This window comes from Psychrobacter sp. I-STPA10 (assembly GCF_021012795.1).
Classification (GTDB): domain Bacteria; phylum Pseudomonadota; class Gammaproteobacteria; order Pseudomonadales; family Moraxellaceae; genus Psychrobacter.
In genome coordinates, this window is record NZ_VFYU01000025.1 from 84051 (window position 1) to 101700 (window position 17650).

General features: G+C 41.4%; 16 protein-coding genes. 12 read left to right on the top strand and 4 right to left on the bottom strand.

Going from position 1 to position 17650, the window contains the following annotated elements:
• Positions 1 to 8 precede the first annotated feature (8 nt).
• Positions 9 to 551: a MarR family winged helix-turn-helix transcriptional regulator gene (locus FHK89_RS12175; protein ID WP_230660790.1), complete on the bottom strand. Its 543-nt coding sequence runs from the start codon at positions 549 to 551 to the stop codon at positions 9 to 11.
• A 463-nt stretch (positions 552 to 1014) separates the two neighbouring features.
• On the opposite strand from FHK89_RS12175, the gene FHK89_RS12180 reads away from it, so the two are divergent.
• From FHK89_RS12180 to pgsA, 4 genes are all read left to right on the top strand, one after another.
• Entirely contained in the window at positions 1015 to 1479 is a 465-nt protein-coding gene (locus FHK89_RS12180; protein ID WP_230660793.1) for a hypothetical protein, read from the top strand.
• Between the two features lie 615 nt (positions 1480 to 2094).
• Positions 2095 to 2376, top strand: a complete 282-nt coding sequence (locus FHK89_RS15025) for a CsbD family protein (RefSeq protein ID WP_442966593.1) — start codon at positions 2095 to 2097, stop codon at positions 2374 to 2376.
• Positions 2377 to 2540: 164 nt separating this feature from the next.
• Positions 2541 to 3122, top strand: a complete 582-nt coding sequence (locus FHK89_RS12190) for a PepSY domain-containing protein (RefSeq protein WP_230660796.1) — start codon at positions 2541 to 2543, stop codon at positions 3120 to 3122.
• A gap of 421 nt (positions 3123 to 3543) precedes the next feature.
• Positions 3544 to 4206, top strand: coding sequence for a CDP-diacylglycerol--glycerol-3-phosphate 3-phosphatidyltransferase (gene pgsA, locus FHK89_RS12195; RefSeq protein ID WP_230660798.1), 663 nt, complete (start codon positions 3544 to 3546; stop codon positions 4204 to 4206).
• 212 nt (positions 4207 to 4418) lie between these two features.
• Here the strand turns inward: pgsA and FHK89_RS12200 are convergent, their stop codons facing one another.
• Entirely contained in the window at positions 4419 to 4922 is a 504-nt protein-coding gene (locus FHK89_RS12200) for a pyridoxamine 5'-phosphate oxidase family protein (protein WP_230660801.1), read from the bottom strand.
• A gap of 279 nt (positions 4923 to 5201) precedes the next feature.
• Here FHK89_RS12200 and purL point away from each other — a divergent pair, with 279 nt between their 5' ends.
• From purL to FHK89_RS12235, 7 genes are all read left to right on the top strand, one after another.
• The gene (purL, locus tag FHK89_RS12205) at positions 5202 to 9191 is read left to right on the top strand and encodes a phosphoribosylformylglycinamidine synthase (RefSeq protein WP_230660804.1); all 3990 of its coding nucleotides are present in this window, start codon (positions 5202 to 5204) and stop codon (positions 9189 to 9191) included.
• A gap of 143 nt (positions 9192 to 9334) precedes the next feature.
• Positions 9335 to 9589: a hypothetical protein gene (locus tag FHK89_RS12210; RefSeq protein ID WP_230660807.1), complete on the top strand. Its 255-nt coding sequence runs from the start codon at positions 9335 to 9337 to the stop codon at positions 9587 to 9589.
• Between the two features lie 18 nt (positions 9590 to 9607).
• Positions 9608 to 9907: a hypothetical protein gene (locus FHK89_RS12215; protein WP_230660809.1), complete on the top strand. Its 300-nt coding sequence runs from the start codon at positions 9608 to 9610 to the stop codon at positions 9905 to 9907.
• A 184-nt stretch (positions 9908 to 10091) separates the two neighbouring features.
• A complete protein-coding gene (locus FHK89_RS12220; protein ID WP_230660812.1) occupies positions 10092 to 10358 on the top strand; it encodes a type II toxin-antitoxin system Phd/YefM family antitoxin in 267 nt (88 codons plus the stop codon).
• A 39-nt stretch (positions 10359 to 10397) separates the two neighbouring features.
• Entirely contained in the window at positions 10398 to 10805 is a 408-nt protein-coding gene (locus FHK89_RS12225) for a type II toxin-antitoxin system VapC family toxin (protein ID WP_230660815.1), read from the top strand.
• Between the two features lie 397 nt (positions 10806 to 11202).
• Positions 11203 to 11907: a hypothetical protein gene (locus FHK89_RS12230; protein ID WP_230660818.1), complete on the top strand. Its 705-nt coding sequence runs from the start codon at positions 11203 to 11205 to the stop codon at positions 11905 to 11907.
• 361 nt (positions 11908 to 12268) lie between these two features.
• Entirely contained in the window at positions 12269 to 14113 is a 1845-nt protein-coding gene (locus FHK89_RS12235) for a monovalent cation:proton antiporter-2 (CPA2) family protein (RefSeq protein WP_230660821.1), read from the top strand.
• A 108-nt stretch (positions 14114 to 14221) separates the two neighbouring features.
• Here FHK89_RS12235 and FHK89_RS12240 read toward each other — a convergent pair whose 3' ends face one another.
• Positions 14222 to 15214 carry a pilin gene (locus FHK89_RS12240; protein ID WP_230660823.1) on the bottom strand — a complete coding sequence of 331 codons (993 nt, stop codon included), beginning with the start codon at positions 15212 to 15214 and terminating at the stop codon, positions 14222 to 14224.
• A gap of 223 nt (positions 15215 to 15437) precedes the next feature.
• Between FHK89_RS12240 and trmB the strand changes: the two genes are divergently transcribed.
• Entirely contained in the window at positions 15438 to 16241 is an 804-nt protein-coding gene (trmB, locus tag FHK89_RS12245; protein WP_230660826.1) for a tRNA (guanosine(46)-N7)-methyltransferase TrmB, read from the top strand.
• A gap of 31 nt (positions 16242 to 16272) precedes the next feature.
• Here the strand turns inward: trmB and FHK89_RS12250 are convergent, their stop codons facing one another.
• Positions 16273 to 17562, bottom strand: a complete 1290-nt coding sequence (locus FHK89_RS12250; RefSeq protein WP_230660829.1) for an FUSC family protein — start codon at positions 17560 to 17562, stop codon at positions 16273 to 16275.
• Positions 17563 to 17650 lie beyond the last annotated feature (88 nt).

Sequence of the window (17650 nt, forward strand, 5' to 3'; positions counted from 1 at the left end):
TTAGTCCTCTACTCTTCCAGCTTTTCTGCCAATGTCATAATAACGCGGTGCATCGCCTGAATGTCCTCTAATGCAATCCCCTCTGCTAACGCATTGACCCACGGAGTCTGACGCTGGTCAGCCTCATGGAAAATTTGCTGACCTTTGGCAGTAAGCACCACCAAATGTGCCCGCTGATGATGAGGATTTGGCTCAAACGCTACCAAGTCCTCTTTTGCCAAATCATTGACAATACGTTGCACATTTTGCCGACTGACCCCCATATCCCGAGCCAACCAAGACACAGGTTGCGGTTGCTCACTTGCCATAATCGTCCCCAGTACTTGCCAACGTGAACTGGTCATGCCAAGGTCAGCGACCAGTCTGTCGCCTGCGGTCAATACCCGACTGTTTAGCTTAAATAAATCAAGCATAAGATTGCTCAAAGCTGACCCTTCCGTCGTTCGTGAATCGTCTGCTTGCTCGTCTGACTTGCCGTCCGACTTGTCGTCTGGTTTGTTTTTGCTGTGTGCTTTGTTGGAAGTTTTGTTGCTTGGTTTGTTGTGTGTCATTGCATATCACCATCATTGTTGCATCATCTGTTTGTTGTCAATCATTGTCGTAACTTGGCTTAATTGGACTTAACTTATCATAATTGAGTTTAACTTAACCTAAATTACTGTTTTTCACTGCTTTTACTGCTTTCAATCACATCACTAAGTTAAGACAACAATGAACCATAAAAAAATTAAAAAAAATCACGCTGTATTTTCATTAAGCAACTCATTGATATTATGACCAATTTTATCAAAACATCGACCAAAGCAATCATTTTTTATCAGCTAACTTGCCATTTCTCTATCATTACATATTGACATCATGTTGTCAATATGACATTATATCACCATACAGCGGGTAAGGCGTGGTTTCCTGTAATGATTTGCTTATTTATCCTTATCATATAGCAACAGCTTGACTGCCCGCCCTTTTACACACCAAATTAGATTATTTTTATAGGTTTTTATAGGACAACTTTTGATGAACCCAAAAATCATACACGCCATCGCAGGCACGCTAGCTATGTTGATTATTGCTACATTTTGGACAACTACCACCATTTCTGAATTATTTTTAAGCGTCTCCGCTATCGTTGCGGTCAAGCATTATATTGCCTATTATGGCATTGCTTGCTTGGCGGTATGTATGGCGATGACAGGCGGGACAGGGAATTTTTTGAGCAAATCTCGCAAAGGCAGATTGATTACTGACAAGCAAAAACGCATGAAAATCATTGCTCTAAATGGGATTTGTGTCATGCTACCATCAGCGATATTTTTAAATTACAAAGCCAGCTCGGGGCAGTTTGATACCATTTTTTATGTGGTACAGGTGATAGAATTAATGGTCGGTATTGTGCAATTAACTTTATTAGGCAAAAACTTTCAGGCAGGGTTAAAAATGGCCGGCAGATTACGTAAAAAAAAACCCGCAGTAGCATAAGCTGATAAGCTGATAAGCTGATATCAGCAAATTATCACTTATCTTATCTATAAAAACCGTATGGCAGATGTCATGCGGTTTTTGTTATATCTATAAATATTATTCTTTAACGCAAACAACAAAACCGCACAGCTTTCGCCATACGGTTTTCATTGTTTACTATCCTTAGTAATTGTTACTTTAGTAACTATCAACAATACTTCGTCCTGAAATATTAATGATATTGGGTATCCTACCCTTGTCTTACCTACTTACAATTTTATCCTTACTACGGTCAACTTTATGTATCAACTACATTAAGCCTCTCAATCCTTGAGTCATCGTCCTTGATGCCGTAAATCTATAATCGCAAATTTGCAGGATTAGCGTAAGTCGCCAAAGCGTCATTGCATGTAAGTATATGCTTACAAAACTAGACTCATTACTTATGATTTATTAACTTCACTAGAAAGACTCTTAAAATATTTATATATCTTTAACAATTTATACATTGCATATACAGACTTATTCTAAAACTAGCGTTAGGATAAAGTTATCAATTAATTATTTAATTGGTAAAAGTTATATGAAATTAATATAAACAATCATAAGTGATGATCTCCAAGGAGTTATATAATGAATAAAGATACTTTAAAAGGTGAGTGGAAACAATTACGGGGCAGTGTTAAACAGAAATGGGCTGATCTGACTGATGATGATTTGGCACATGTTGATGGCAGCTTTGACAAACTAGTTGGTAAAATCCAAGAGCGCTATGGTCATCTTAAAGATGAAGTAGAAACTCAAGTCAATGAGTGGCTCAGTAAAGCCCATCATGATGATAAACGTGTTGATGATGATGTGACTGTCAATACCAATACCACCGTTGATCCGACAACACCTGACAGCAAAGTCTAATTAATAAATACAATAACAACCCATGGTTTGTTTACTATAATCATTCCATAAAAGGGTGTTGAGAAATCAGCACCCTTTTTTGTTATATGACTGCTCATACAGACAGTATGTGACTTAAACTTAAATTTTCACTTAAACTTGTTTTTTATCATTAAGGTATGACTATGCAAACTTTAAAAAAATCTATTTTTTCAGCAACAACCACGCTCCTACTTACTGGTGCTTTAAGCATGGGACTGGTCACGAACAGCATGGCTTATGACCGCATCGAACGACAAGTTTATAATGATGCTAATTTTGGTGCTATTACTCAAAATATTCGCCAATCACTACAACAAAAAGGTTATCAAGTTATCAATATCAAAGCTGATGACTATGATAACAAACCATCTGTAGAAGTCTATGCGAAAAAAGGTGGGCAAGCTTATGAATTTATCTATAGTTATCCTAGCCTAAAAGTACTAGAGTCAAAACAAAAAACATGGTCACAGTTATGGAATGATGACAACCAGCCTGATTTAGATGACAAAATCAAAAAATCAGTATATGAAGATAGCAATTTTGACTCTATCAAACAAAAAGCTATCCAAAAGCTAAGCAATATGGGCTATACGGTTGAAGATATTGATGTCGATGATTATCGTCAAAAACCTGTTTTGGAGATTGAAGCTAAACGCGGTTCACAAGACTATGATATCAAGCTAAGCTATCCTGACTTACAAATTATCAAAATTGAGGAAGATTAATTCGTTACCTCTTCTTATAGACAGACGACAATACCAGCTTAGCAAAAAATTGATAAAAAAAAGCCCACAGAAATATTTCTGTGGGTTGAGGAAAAGCAAAGCTGTTTTATTCTTTTATTGGTCATTAGGATAGCCGCAATACGGCTATCCTTAGCCAACCCTATAATTTTAAACAATCAGAGTTTCAGTAAACAGATGTACCTATTATATATCTAAGTGCTAAAAAATGAATGAGATGAATTACATTAATTTACGTTTGAATTGCTTTTACAACAGTGACATATTTTGTTAAATTTTGATGAAGATAATCCAAGCTTGTATATCCAGTTCATATTTATCCTTGAAAAATGCTAAGCTATACCTATAGTAAGTTACAAATTCTTTGATGACTGTACCCACAGTCTGATTCTAATGGATAACCATGACCAATAATACTGACTCTACACCTGCCAGCAAAAGTGTCTTTAATCTACCCAATAACCTCACCATTGCCCGTATTGTTATGATACCGCTGTTTGTCGCCATCGCTTATTGGCCACCTGCTTTGGGTATTGGTGAACCCATGATTTCCAATAATGCTATTGCCAATATTGGCATGAATATGAACGCCTTTAGCGATAGCTTTTTGCGTCATATTCTACTGACACTTTTGTTTGTCTTGGCTGCTATTACCGACTGGCTCGATGGCTATCTGGCACGGCGAATGAATATCACTTCAGCATTTGGACGTTTTTTAGACCCTGTGGCTGATAAGTTGATGGTCGCAGCCGCTCTTATTGTACTGGTGCAATGGCACCCTAATATCATTATGGCGATTGCAGCAATTGTGATTATTTCACGAGAAATTGCAGTCTCGGCTTTGCGTGAGTGGATGGCGGAGCTTGGCAATCGTACCAGCGTGGCTGTCTCTTATGTGGGTAAGCTCAAAACCACTTTTCAGATGATTGCCATTATTGTGCTATTACTCAACTGGCAGGCACTTGAAATTGTCGGTTATGTCTTAATGGTTGCAGCAGTGATACTGACACTATGGTCGATGATGATTTATCTTAGAGTGGCATGGCCTTATTTAAAACAAGGGTAAGTATAGTCAACGAACTTGATAACTATTATGGTGTTAGGCTCGTTTGCTATACAACTGTACTATCTGCTCTCGCCTGCATTGTACCAGTTTATAATTTCGCTAACTATAAATGCTATCCAATCAATCCATGATAAATTTGCATAAAAAAAGTGGCTCAATATTTTACTATTGAGCCACTTTGTTATTCGCTATTATTAACTGTCATTCATTTGTTAAAAGGTGACTGAATGATTATCACCTAATTGTTCAGCAGTTTTGCCATCAATGACAGAAGCGGCGGTCATTTTAAACATATTCACCACAGCATTGCCACTTAGCCAATATTCTGCCCCATTTGGCACGACTTTAATAAGCTGAATATTGGGGTCGTCTTTGCCATGCTCATAAAAGGCATTGTAATGATGTGACCACAATTTATCTAATATGGCTTTGTCATCAACCAATTCAGCAGTGCCATTGATAGACACATAATCTTTATCATGATGGCAGGTATAGGCAAGGTTTATTTGTGGGTTACGTTCAATATCTGCCACCGTTTCAGTTTGCTTATCACCAATAAACCAAATTTCTTTTTTTTCAAGGTCAAAGCTATTGGTTGTCATCGGACAGGCATGTAGATGACCTTCATGAGTGGTGGTGGTCATCATGGCAAATTTGACATCTTTAATAAGTTCAGAGATTTTATGTAGATGTTCTTTTTTACTTAGCTTGCTCATAGCAAATCCTTTTTTGATTGTGTTTATATAGGGGCAGTTAAACATTCACCCCATGAAGTTAAAGTTATTAGAAATAGTTTGCATTATCATTATAAAAAAATGCCAACAGCCTCTCTAGCGGTTACGGGTAAGCAGTTGTGTGTTTTTGTAAATAAGGCAGTATTAAAGTACGGTGATGATTGATAATTCAGGATATTGTCTGCTTATTTTTTCGGTTCTTGTTATAATAAATCATCATACACCCTTCTCCAATTCCCACCAAATAACTGGAATATGACCATGATTTTGATTGCTGGACATTCATTTTTAACCAATTTTCAAACCAAGCAACTGATTAACCAATTAAACCAAAAAACATCTTTAAACATCACTGATATTGTTAGCCAGCAAGTATATGTGTTATCACGCCAGCTAAATGAAAAAGAGCAACAACAAGCCCTTAACCTACTTAATCAAGGGCAAGCAATCGAGTTAGCCCCTGCACAGCAAGGACAACTTCAAGTCATTGTTAGCCCTCGCTTTGGAACAATTTCACCGTGGTCAAGTAAGGCAACAGATATCTTTAATAACTGTGAGATTGCCATTGAGCGTATTGAGCGCGTGGTTATTTATACGTTGGTCGGGGCAGATTTGCCACACAAACTACCCAAAGAAGCTGAGCAGTTATTACATGACCAGATGACACAAAGTTTGGTCTATGAGTTTGCACAGTTAGACAGATTGTTTGAAACAGACAGCCCAGCACATCTTAATGAGATTGATATTCTGACACAAGGTCGTCAGGCATTGGTCGATGCCAACCGTAAATTTGGCTTTGCGTTATCTGAATCAGATATTGATTATTTGATGCAGGCTTATAGCACCTCACTACAACGTAATCCTACCGATGTTGAGCTAATGATGTTTGCACAAGCAAACTCTGAGCATTGCCGCCATAAGATTTTTAATGCTGAGTGGACGATTGATGGTGAAGCACAAGCCAAGTCTTTGTTCCAGATGATTAAAAACACTTATCAGTCCAATCCTCAAGGGATTTTGTCTGCCTATAAAGATAATGCGGCGGTGATGGAAGGCTTTGAAGCACAGCGTTTTTATCCACTGCCAAATGCAGATGACAATGCTCACCACTATGACTTCCATCAAGAATGGATAGATATTTTGATGAAGGTTGAAACCCACAACCACCCAACAGCGATTGCACCGTATGCAGGGGCATCTACAGGTGCAGGTGGTGAGATTCGTGATGAAGGGGCAACGGGACGTGGTGGTAAGCCCAAAGCAGGGTTAACAGGCTTTAATGTCTCACATCTACATTTGCCTGATATGCCTGAAAAATGGGAGCAGTCAGGCAAAGTCAATAGCAAGGATTATGGCACACCTGAGCGGATGGCAACCAGCCTTGAGATTATGACCCAAGCACCGCTCGGCTCAGCGAACTTTTCTAATGAGTTTGGTCGTCCCAATTTATGCGGGTATTTCCGTTCATTTCAGCTAGATACCAGCCCAGAGCAAGATGGTAGCCAAATGCGTGGCTATCATAAGCCCATGATGGTTGCAGGTGGCTATGGCAATATCAAACGCAATCTGGTGGAAAAAAATGCGATTCATGAAGGCGATTTGCTTATCGTCTTAGGTGGCCCTGCGATGCAGATTGGCTTAGGCGGTGGTGCTGCTTCTTCGGTCGATAGCGGTGAGCTAGATGAAGGCTTAGATTTTGCCAGTGTGCAACGTGATAATGCAGAAATGGAACGTCGTTGCCAAGAGGTGATTGACCGTTGTTGGGCATTGGCAGGTGATGGTAGCTCTGACGATAGCGATACAAATAACGATAAAAACCCCATCGTTTCTATCCATGATGTTGGTGCAGGTGGTTTATCCAATGCCATGCCTGAGCTGGTCAACGACCATGAAATGGGAGCGGTGCTAAACCTATGCAAAGTACCTTCACTAGAAGCTGGTATGTCGCCAATGGCAATTTGGTCAAACGAAGCGCAAGAGCGTTATGTATTGGCAATTCGTCCTGATAGTGAGGCAATATTTACAAAAATATGTGAGCGTGAGCGTTGTCCATTTGCCATTTTAGGCGTCGCAACTGAAGTGCGTCATCTTAAAGTCGATGATGAGTTACTAGACGAACAACCTGTCGATATGCCAATGCAAGTGCTACTAGGTGGCACGCCAAAACTACATAAATCTGTACAGCGTCCCATCGACAACAAACTGCGTCCTTTAAATGTTGGTGATATGCAGTTACATTCAACTGCCTTAGATGTCATGCGTCACCCTACTGTCGCCAGTAAGTCATTTTTGATTAGCATCGGTGACCGTTCAATCACAGGTATGGTGGTACAAGACCAATATGTCGGACGTTATCAAGTGCCTGTTGCAGACTGTGCGGTGACCCTATCAGGACTCAAAGCAGAGACTGGGGAAGCCATGAGTATGGGTGAGCGTCCACCTGTGGCACTGATAAACCCTGCTGCTTCTGCTCGCTTGGCAGTTGCTGAAGCGATTACCAATATTGCAGGCGCGCGTATCGCTCAGATTAGCGATATCACCCTATCGGCAAACTGGATGGCAGCTTGTGGGGAAGACAGCGAAGATGTGGCATTATATGATGCTGTACATGCCATCGGCGAAGAGCTATGCCCTGCCCTCGGTATTGCCATTCCTGTGGGTAAAGACTCACTTTCTATGCGTGCAAACTGGGCAGACAGCGATGGTACAGAAAAGTCGGTTGTCTCACCGATGAGCTTGGTTATTTCTGCCTTTGCACCAGTTATTGATGTCAATAAAACGCTGACCCCTGAGCTGGTTAATACCGATGCAGCCTTGTATCGTCTTGACTTATCTGATGGTCAATATCGTTTGGGTGGCTCAATATTGGCACAAACATTTAGCCAGTTAGGTGATGACAGTCCTGATTTAGCCAACCCTGAAGATTTAATCAATTTCTTTAATTTTATCCAAGCGGGCAATGAGCAAGGCATCATCAGTGCTTATCATGATATTGGTGATGGAGGTATGTTTGCCACTGTTGCTGAGATGCAGTTTACCTCTCGACAAGCCATTAACCTCAACCTTGATGAAGAAAACCTACTCGGTCAGCTATTTGCTGAGGAATTAGGGGCAGTGATTCAAGTGCTACCTGAGCATGTTGATGCACTCATGCAACTGGCAGAACAACACCACGTCAGCCAAATGCTAAGTCTAATCGGGCAAACCTTTAAAACGCCTGCTGGTGGAGCACAACAAGATAAACTGACCATCATCACGCCAGTTCACCAAGGTGATGAGGTTCTGGTATGGACACGCACTGAGCTACAACAAACATGGTCGCAAGTGAGCTACCAAATCGCCCGTCGCCGTGACAACCCTGCCTGTGCTGAGCAAGAGTTTGCACTCATTAGCGACAGTAACCATCACGGTCTCATTGCCCATGCTAACTTTGACTTAAATCAAGCTGTTGAAGCACCGTATCTCAATAGTCGTGGTAGCAAACCAAAAGTAGCTATTTTGCGTGAGCAAGGGGTCAATGGTCAGCTAGAAATGGCGGCTGGCTTTACCATGGCGGGCTTTGAGGCGGTCGATGTGCACATGAGTGACCTACTGGCAAAACGCGTGGATTTACGTGACTTTGATGGTCTGGTCGCCTGTGGTGGCTTTAGTTATGGTGATGTGTTGGGTGCAGGCTCAGGCTGGGCAAACTCTATCTTGTTCCATGATGAATTGCGTATGCAGTTTGTGCGCTTCTTTACTCGCCCAGAGACCTTTAGCTTAGGCGTGTGTAATGGCTGTCAGATGATGGCTCAACTTAAAGACTTAATCCCCGGTGCAGATAACTTCCCACGCTTTATCGCCAACAAATCAGCGCGCTTTGAGGCTCGTACTGTCAATGTCAAAGTAGAGCGCACCAAATCAGTGCTCTTTAAGGGTATGCAAGACAGCATATTACCAATTGCAGTGGCACATGGCGAAGGCTTGGCAACGCTAACGGAGACTGACATCGCAGGTATGGCACATCATGGACAGCTTGCCCTACGCTATGTGGACAGTCATGGTAATCCAACTGAAACTTACCCTCTCAATCCTAATGGCTCAGTGGGCGGTGTCACAGGTATTTGTAGCTCAGATGGTCGCGTCACTTTAATGATGCCACACCCTGAGCGTACTCTACGTGCGGTGACACATAGCTGGAAGCCTGATGAATGGACGCAAGATGGGGCATGGTTACGCATGTTTAGAAATGCACGCGCGTTTTTGCGGTAATAGGCTAAGGTAAAAAGCTGAGATAAGAAGATAAGATAAAAAGTGGGCTAAATAGTCCACTTTTTTTTAAGTAAAAAATTCTTGACACAGTCTATGATATATTTTTAACTATGGATAAATTATTATTTACAAATGGAATGGCTATGAAACCTAACTACACTCACATGCAACATAACACTCTAAAAACCATTGTCTTAGGTTCTGGCTTTGCGCTTGCTTTAGCAATGTTATCACCTGCTTATGCCGAAACTCAGGGTTATCAAAACAACACGAATCACTGCTCAAACACAACCACCAATCATAGTACAGTCTGTTCACAGTCCAACACACCATCTACAACAGCGCTGACTTCTGAAACCAGCGACTCTACGTTCGATGAAACCCTTTCGGCAGAATAGCAAGCAGAGCTAGAAGCTGTGCTCATAGAAACACTACAACATGTAACTGAATTTGAGAATCAAGCAAAAGCTGATGCTGAAGAAACTGAAAGAAGAGCAGCACAGTCAGACGCAGCTAGAGCACAGTCAGAAAAAGAATTAGCTGAAGCAAAAAGAATAGCAGCTCAAGCAGAAAAAGAAGCAACTGAAGCAACTGAAGCAACTGAAGCAAAAAGAATAACAGCTCAAGCAGAAAAAGAAGCAACTGAAGCAAAAGAAGCATTGCGAAAATCACAAATAGTTCTAGAATCTTTAGAGGGACTAAAACCAAACCAATAAGGCTGATGTTAGTAACTTATGCAGATAACCATAGTTAGGCAAGGCAGATTTGATAATCTGCCTTTTTTGCGTTTGAAAACTGGCGTTACTCATTAAAAAATATTAAACTAGTCAGATAACTAGTCATTTTACTATATTTTATAATGACTATAGGTTTTAAACAGTTATCAAAGCAGGTGATGAAATGTTGACATGGTCGGTGCAAAATGCCAAAGCAAGATTTAGTGAGCTATTAGATACCTGTATCCATTCAGAGCCACAAGTTGTCACCAAAAGAGGGCAAGAAGTGGCAGTTTTGGTGTCTATAGAAGAATGGAAACGTTTACAATCTCAAGCCAAACCAACACTTAAAGAGCTATTGCTTAGTGATACGGCACGTTTTGACTTACCTGATACTCGCCAAATTAACCATCAAAAAACTGTCAAACGCCGAGCATTACCTGAGTTTTAATGAGTGATGATTCCTTTCTTATTAGCCTAGGAAAACACCGTGTATTTATTAGATACCAATGTTATTTCTGAATTACGTAAAAACAAACCACATGGGGCAGTTATCGCTTGGATTGAGGGTGTAGCTGAGCAAGATTTATATCTCTCAGCCGTCAGTATTGCCGAAATTCAAGCAGGTATTGAGATAACCAAAGAGCAAGACAGCAAAAAGGCTATGGAATTAGAACATTGGTTGGATTTGCTGTGTCAAAGCTATCATATCTTACCGATGGATGCAGTCACTTTTCGCACTTGGGCTAGATTGATGCACCGAACCTCTGATACTTTATACGAAGATGCAATGATTGCCGCTACTGCAAAAACACATCATTTAACCGTAGTGACTCGTAATGTGATTGATTTTAAAAGTTTTGATGTGCCACTACTCAATCCATTTGAAACCAGATAAATATTTTTGATGGTGTTCTAAAAAGTATGCTACCCCCTCCCTAACCCTCCACTACGCGAGCATAGCTCTTGTCTTGCGTCGGGGCGAAACAGTGTTTCGCTGTATCCCTCCTCAGGTGGAGGGAACTGTTCCTCCTCCCGTTGGGAGGGGGCTAGGGGGAGGGCTGAAATAATGGTAATTTATTTAAAATAACCACAGCATACTTTTTGAAACACCACCATATTTTTGAGTGTCATTGCAAAAAGCATGGTATAAATATAAGAGTAGCAATATCTGCCTTTTTTATACGCTATTTTATACATTATGGTGTCACTAGATGATTATGGTAGGATAGAACTTAAACAACCATACTTACCAACTTCCTTAATTTATCAACTTCGACTTATCGACCACCACTATGACCAGACGCTCTGCCCCTTTTGTTGCCCCCGACCATATTGATAGCCCAACCTCAAAAGAGGGAAAAAAACAGGCAAAGGCACTGCTATCCACCCTACAAGAAGATATTGCCAGCTTCCGAGATGAGCAGTTTCCGCCAGATATTTTGACTCAGATTCGTGATATGCCCATTTATCAAGGCAATCATGATGAGGTGCAAGCCTACCATCAACGTTGGCAACCATTGATTGATAGAGCCATTGGCTTTTATCCTGCCGCTTATCTACCACCTGATTATCTGCCCTTGCCTGCCAGCTTAGAGATACCTCAGTTTGTATTTCATGTACAAAAGCTACATCTCACCAAAACCCGTGCCAAAGAGTCCAAAAGTTTTGGCTCAGTCGGTGCATTAGTTGATAAATGCGGTGAGTTTACAGAAGCTGAAATCATGGCAATGGAATCTGTATTGCAACGTGATGAGACAGCCAGACTGGTGGCACATCGTGAGTTTATCGACCTACGTGCCTATGTGTTTTGTCGTGATAATAAAGGGGAGATGCTTGAGCCTGAGCGTATCCGCTTTTATCGCACAGGGCTGATTGTGCATGCCCTACCCAACTTTAAAGTGGTGGACAGTCGACAAAAACCACGTAAGCGTCGCAATGATGCTTATCGCAATCCCATTGCAGATAATAATATCTGGCGAGTATATACAAAGAAATAAACTAACTTTAATAAAATAAATTGCTTATACCTATTATTTGTACTGGCATACCTCCAGCTTTACTTGATATATTATTGAGTAATCAGAAAATGATAGTCATCATTTTTTGATAAATTTTTCTAATTTTATTGTCCTTAGCCTCTTTACCAAAGACATATTTTTCTCTATCCTTTTGCCGCATATCTCACATTTTGACTCATATAGTCAGCGAAGTTATAAGAAGTTATAAACTGGTACAAGTCAGATGAGTGCAGATAGTACGATTGTACAGCAAGCAAGCCTAACATCGTAACCGTTATCAAGTTCGCTGACTATATTATTTAAACTGCCCTAATCAATATTAATTCATACAGGAATGACCATGTTTGCTGCCGCTGCAGGCTCTCCCAATTTTATGCTCCAAGCAACTATTTTTTTAGGTGCTGCCCTTTTACTCGTGCCACTTGGCAAACGCTTCGGTATCGCAACGGTGCTTGGCTATCTGATTACAGGCTTAATATTAGGCCCAAGTGGTCTAGATGTGGCAGGTGATGCCGAGACGCTATTACACTTTTCTGAATTTGGCGTGGTTTTACTGTTATTTATCATTGGACTTGAGCTACAGCCATCACGCTTATGGGCATTACGCCGCTCTATTTTTGTACTTGGTGGCGCACAAGTGGGTGTCACAGGCTTGGTATTGATGGGAATTGCCTATCAATTTTTTGATTTTAAACTAGATACTGCCTTTATTGTTGGCTTTGGTTTGGCATTGTCATCAACTGCATTTGTACTGCAAATCCTCACTGAAAAACAGCAGCTTGCCAGCACCCACGGGCGTGAAGCCTTTACTATCTTGCTATTCCAAGATATTGCGGTCATTCCGCTACTGGCAGTTATTCCGTTTTTATCTGGTGTGCGTGACCAGACTTATGACATCATCTATTTTGCCAAAGTTGCGGCTGTCTTTATTGGATTAATTATTGCTAGCCGCTATATTGTACGACCATTTTTCAAATTTGTCGCATCAAGTGGGGCATCTGAGTTACTGACGGCAGTGGCATTATTTATCGTCATGGGTGTGTCATTGCTGATGGGACAAATTGGACTATCAATGGCATTGGGGGCGTTTTTAACAGGTGTTCTACTTGCCGACTCAGAATATCGCCACGAGCTTGAAGCCAGTATTGAGCCATTTAAAGGTTTATTACTGGGTCTATTTTTTATGTCAGTGGGTATGCTCACCGACCTTAAGCTAATTTTGCAAGAGCCATTGCTCATCATCGGCGGTGCCGCTGCATTGATGGTGATTAAATTTGCAGTCTTATCCCTAATTGGCAAACTCTCAGGCAACCGTATGCCCACCAGTATTCGCCTTGGTGTCACACTAGCACAAGGGGGTGAGTTTGCCTTTGTATTATTTAGCACGGCAACAGCGCAAGGTGTGCTGCGCCCTGAGTTAGCAAACTTGCTCACCCTCATTGTGACTATTTCAATGGCACTGACACCCTTAGCATTTTTCTTATTAGATAAGATTGGTGAGCCGATATTTGCCAAACGTGTCCCCCAACGTGATTATGATACCATTCCCGACCATGAGCACCCTGTTATCATCGCAGGCTTTGGACGGGTTGGACAAATTATTGGACGTGTATTACGCATGCATAATATCGAATTTACAGCCATCGAAAAATCAGCGCATCGTGTTGATTTTGTGCGTAAATTTGGTAATCAGGTATATTATGGCGACCCCAAAAACCCCGAGATTCTCAGAGCTGCTGGTATAGACACGGCTCGTCTATTTATCTTAGCTGTTGATGACGTAGAACGCTCCATCACCACAGCCGAATATTTACATCAGCATTACCCTGACTTAACCATTTTGGCACGCGCAAAAGACCGTATGCATTACTATCGCTTGCGTGAAGTGGGCGTGCGGCATATTTGGCGTGAGACCTATTTGTCCTCACTGGATATGTCTCGAGAATCACTACAAGTACTGGGTATCTCACCTGAGAAAGCACGTGATACCGTGACCATGTTCCGTGATTACGATGATGAGCTCATTGAAAAACAACAAGCCATCTTTGACGATGAAGCCAGTATGATTGCTTCTGTACAGTCTTCTTTACTGGAATTAGAAAGTTTATTTGATGAAGACCACAATGCCGCCAAAAAGATTGACCTAGAAGAGATTGAAACAGCGGTGGGTTTACATAATAAGTAGCCCTCAGCCATGCACAGGTCACAATGCATATAATTCAGACGTAGTCTGTCACACTACTGGTATAACCGTCTTAAATCTTAAGTCTTAAACCTTAAATAGTGATGCTCACTAATCATCAGTACAGCCTTTGGGGATTTGCTTTTTATTTAGTGAGCTAATACACCCCCACTGGGCTGGACTTTGGATTTGCGCTTGATTTTGTGCTTGTGACTGCTGCACTACTGGATTTGTCGTTACCGTATCATCAACACGATACATAATCATGGTTTGCCCATTAAGATAACGATTGGGAAAAGGTACATTTTGTACGGTCGCCACTACCATACAAGTCGATGCAGGTATGCCATCTGCCTGTGTTGTGACTGACAAATGTACTTTTTGGTCATCGGTGGTTAATGGCAATCCCACAGGGCAACTACCCGTCTGCTGATAAATAAGCTCTACCCGACTTTTTGCGCCTTTAGTGATGTTATAGACCTCATAAAGCAATGCCTTAGCTTTAGGCTGTTCATATAAAGGCAGAAACTGCACTTGAATCACAAACAAAGCAAAAGCAAACATACCCAATGCCAATCCTAACCCATACTGACTGACACCACCTTCATGCTCAAGATGTGCTTTTTGCGCCTCTGGCTGCCGCGGATACATCTCTATGGCATCAGCAATCTCACGCCGTGCCATACGATAGTAATACGCATCTGACCAGCGAGCCACCATACATGACCAAAAAATCCAAATTGCTGCCGCAATCGTCAAACGAATTGGCATCTGTAGCGTCTCGGCAATAAATGGCATTGCCAAGTATTCAAACATCACTAAAATAATGGTGACATTTAACTGAATAAACGACCAGCCAGCCACACTATAGACAATGGCATCCATATAGCGTTTGCGGTATAACAGCCAACCAAAGGTCATAAAAAAAGCGGCCCAATGCCATTTGGGAGACAAATACCCCTGCTTATCAAACTGCGCAAATCGCTTCAGATAATAAGTTTGCGAGCGTTTACCAATAAACCATTTATCCAACTGGGTACGCTCAGCAGCAGACAAATGCTGTTGATAAAATGGCGGTGGCGTCGTTGTTTCGATAAATAACATGGTAATTAGCTCTTATAATACGCCTTGCAATCATAAAATCTTAAACAGATTAAGATAAATAGATGGCTTATTTTTTATCCTGTCTTTCATGGGGATAACCGTTATAATACGTCATATTTTATCTTTTTTTTACCCTAAAACCTGACTCTTCGTCATGGATTTTATAATAAATGTAAGACAATACTGTCAACCAGACCAGCACAGGATAACGACCACCACTACTATGACAAATCACCATGATACAACAGACACAAGCAATGAACAGCATAATAATCATAATAATAAGGCAGATAAACAGGACACAAAAAGCAAGCCTGACTATCCTCGCTTTATTAACACCTTTATGAAACGCCGCACCCACATGAACAAGCAGGCAGAATTGGCACTCACTGACCCAAAGTTTCAACGCTACCTAGTCAATGACAGCGATGCTGACATTGCGACCATCACCGATTTGCGTGCCTTGTTTGCTGATACCACTCAGACCCCCAATGGCAGTGATGCGCCACTGACGGTAGAGATTGGCTTTGGCATGGGTAGCTCACTCATTGAAATGGCAGTCGCTGACCCGACGCGCAACTTTATCGGCATTGAAGTACATGAGCCCGGTATTGGTAAATGTGCTTATATGGCAGATGAAAATAACTTAACGAATATCAAGATTATCAATGGCGATGCCATTAAACTACTGACGCAACTGCCTGAAAATCATATCGACCGTATCCAACTCTACTTCCCTGACCCTTGGCAAAAAAAGCGGCATTATAAACGCCGCTTTGTCAGTCCTGAGCGCATGCAGATTGTCACTCGTAGTCTAAAATCTGGCGGTTGGTTTCATACCGCCACCGATTGGGAACATTATGCGTTTTGGATGCTCGATATCTTAGATAACTTTGCAGGATTACAAAATCAAGCAGGGAAAGGCAACTTTACCCCACGTCCTGACTTTCGTCCGATGACCAAGTTTGAAAATCGCGGTATCGACCGAGGTCATGGTGTCTGGGATTTAATATATATCAAAGAGTAAATTGACTCATACCAATTGGCTAATGCCTTAGCTACAACTCAAAATCTTGCCACGCCCGTTTTTGCTCTCGGCGTTGATAACGCAAACCTGAGGCTTTATACCACTGCGGTTTACTGTCTTTTAGCGCATCACTGAGAGTCTGTAACTGTGCTTGCAGCGTTTGCGTCAACCAAAAATATCCTTGCCACTCAAAGGCTAGGCGATGAACACTTGGGTATTCTGACACTTGAATACGAGTGATGGGACGAAAAACCTCATCACTTGGACTCATCAATACCATAGCAATATGACGCATGGCTTGATTCAGCTCTTTTTGATAATGAATTAATAGCTGCTTGTTGTCTGCATCTAGCTGAATACTTGCCAAGCGAGGTGCTGCGGCCAATAACAAATCAATAGTACCGATGATATTGCGATGCGTATGCTGAATATGTTCAAGCTCATCGATACTCATACCTGTCTCTTTTGCGGTGGCGGCAATATGGCTACGCACAGACAATAAGCACTGATTAATCTTTTGTAATGCCTGACGCAAATTATCAGCAACAGGAATCGTTAGTGGCGAATCAAAAGGACGCTGACGACTATCAGCAGGTATCTCATGTGCCAATAATGTCTCTGGTAAATAACTAGAAGGCTTATCAATCTGCTCGTGCAGCTCTTTTTGCTGCTTAATATGCTGCAAAATACCTGCATAAATATCACTGCAAGCCAGTAGGTTTTTTGCCATTAAAAACCGCCACATTAAGGTAGATTTTAATGGCAAAATAATCGTTGCCGCCACTGCAATCAGTGTACCAATCAACACATTTGTGGCACGAATATAACCTTCGGGGCCAAGATTGTTGGGGTCACTGATAATCATACACATGGTAATACCTGTTAATAACCCAATATAGCCCAAGTTTTTAACAGCGACATAACCAATGGTAGCACTGACTATCCCTACCAATAAATAATATACCAGCAAACCACCAAACCCAAACTGATAATAGGTCAATAAAAGACTGCCTATCACAATACCACACACGGTACCCAATACCCGCTCATAAGCCTTGGTATAGATTGCACCTTGATATTGCAGCAAACCTAAAATAATAAATACCGTAATTGCCGTCCACTCGCCATGTGGCAATTGTGTCCAGCGATTAAAAATTAAGGCAAAAACCACCGCACAGCCCAAACGCACACTATGCAATAGCATGCTGTGTTGATAGCGGGCATACGGCTCTACAAACGGTGCAGTAAGCCACTGCCATAACCTGCGATAAAGTGGTAGTTGCTGCTGCTGATTTGATTTTGTAGCAGAAGATGTTTTCACAGCCCATCTCGATAAATTATGTTCATAAATTAGCATCAAACATAAAACAGCATAAAAAAAGTATGTTGACGTTATATTATACCGCTTA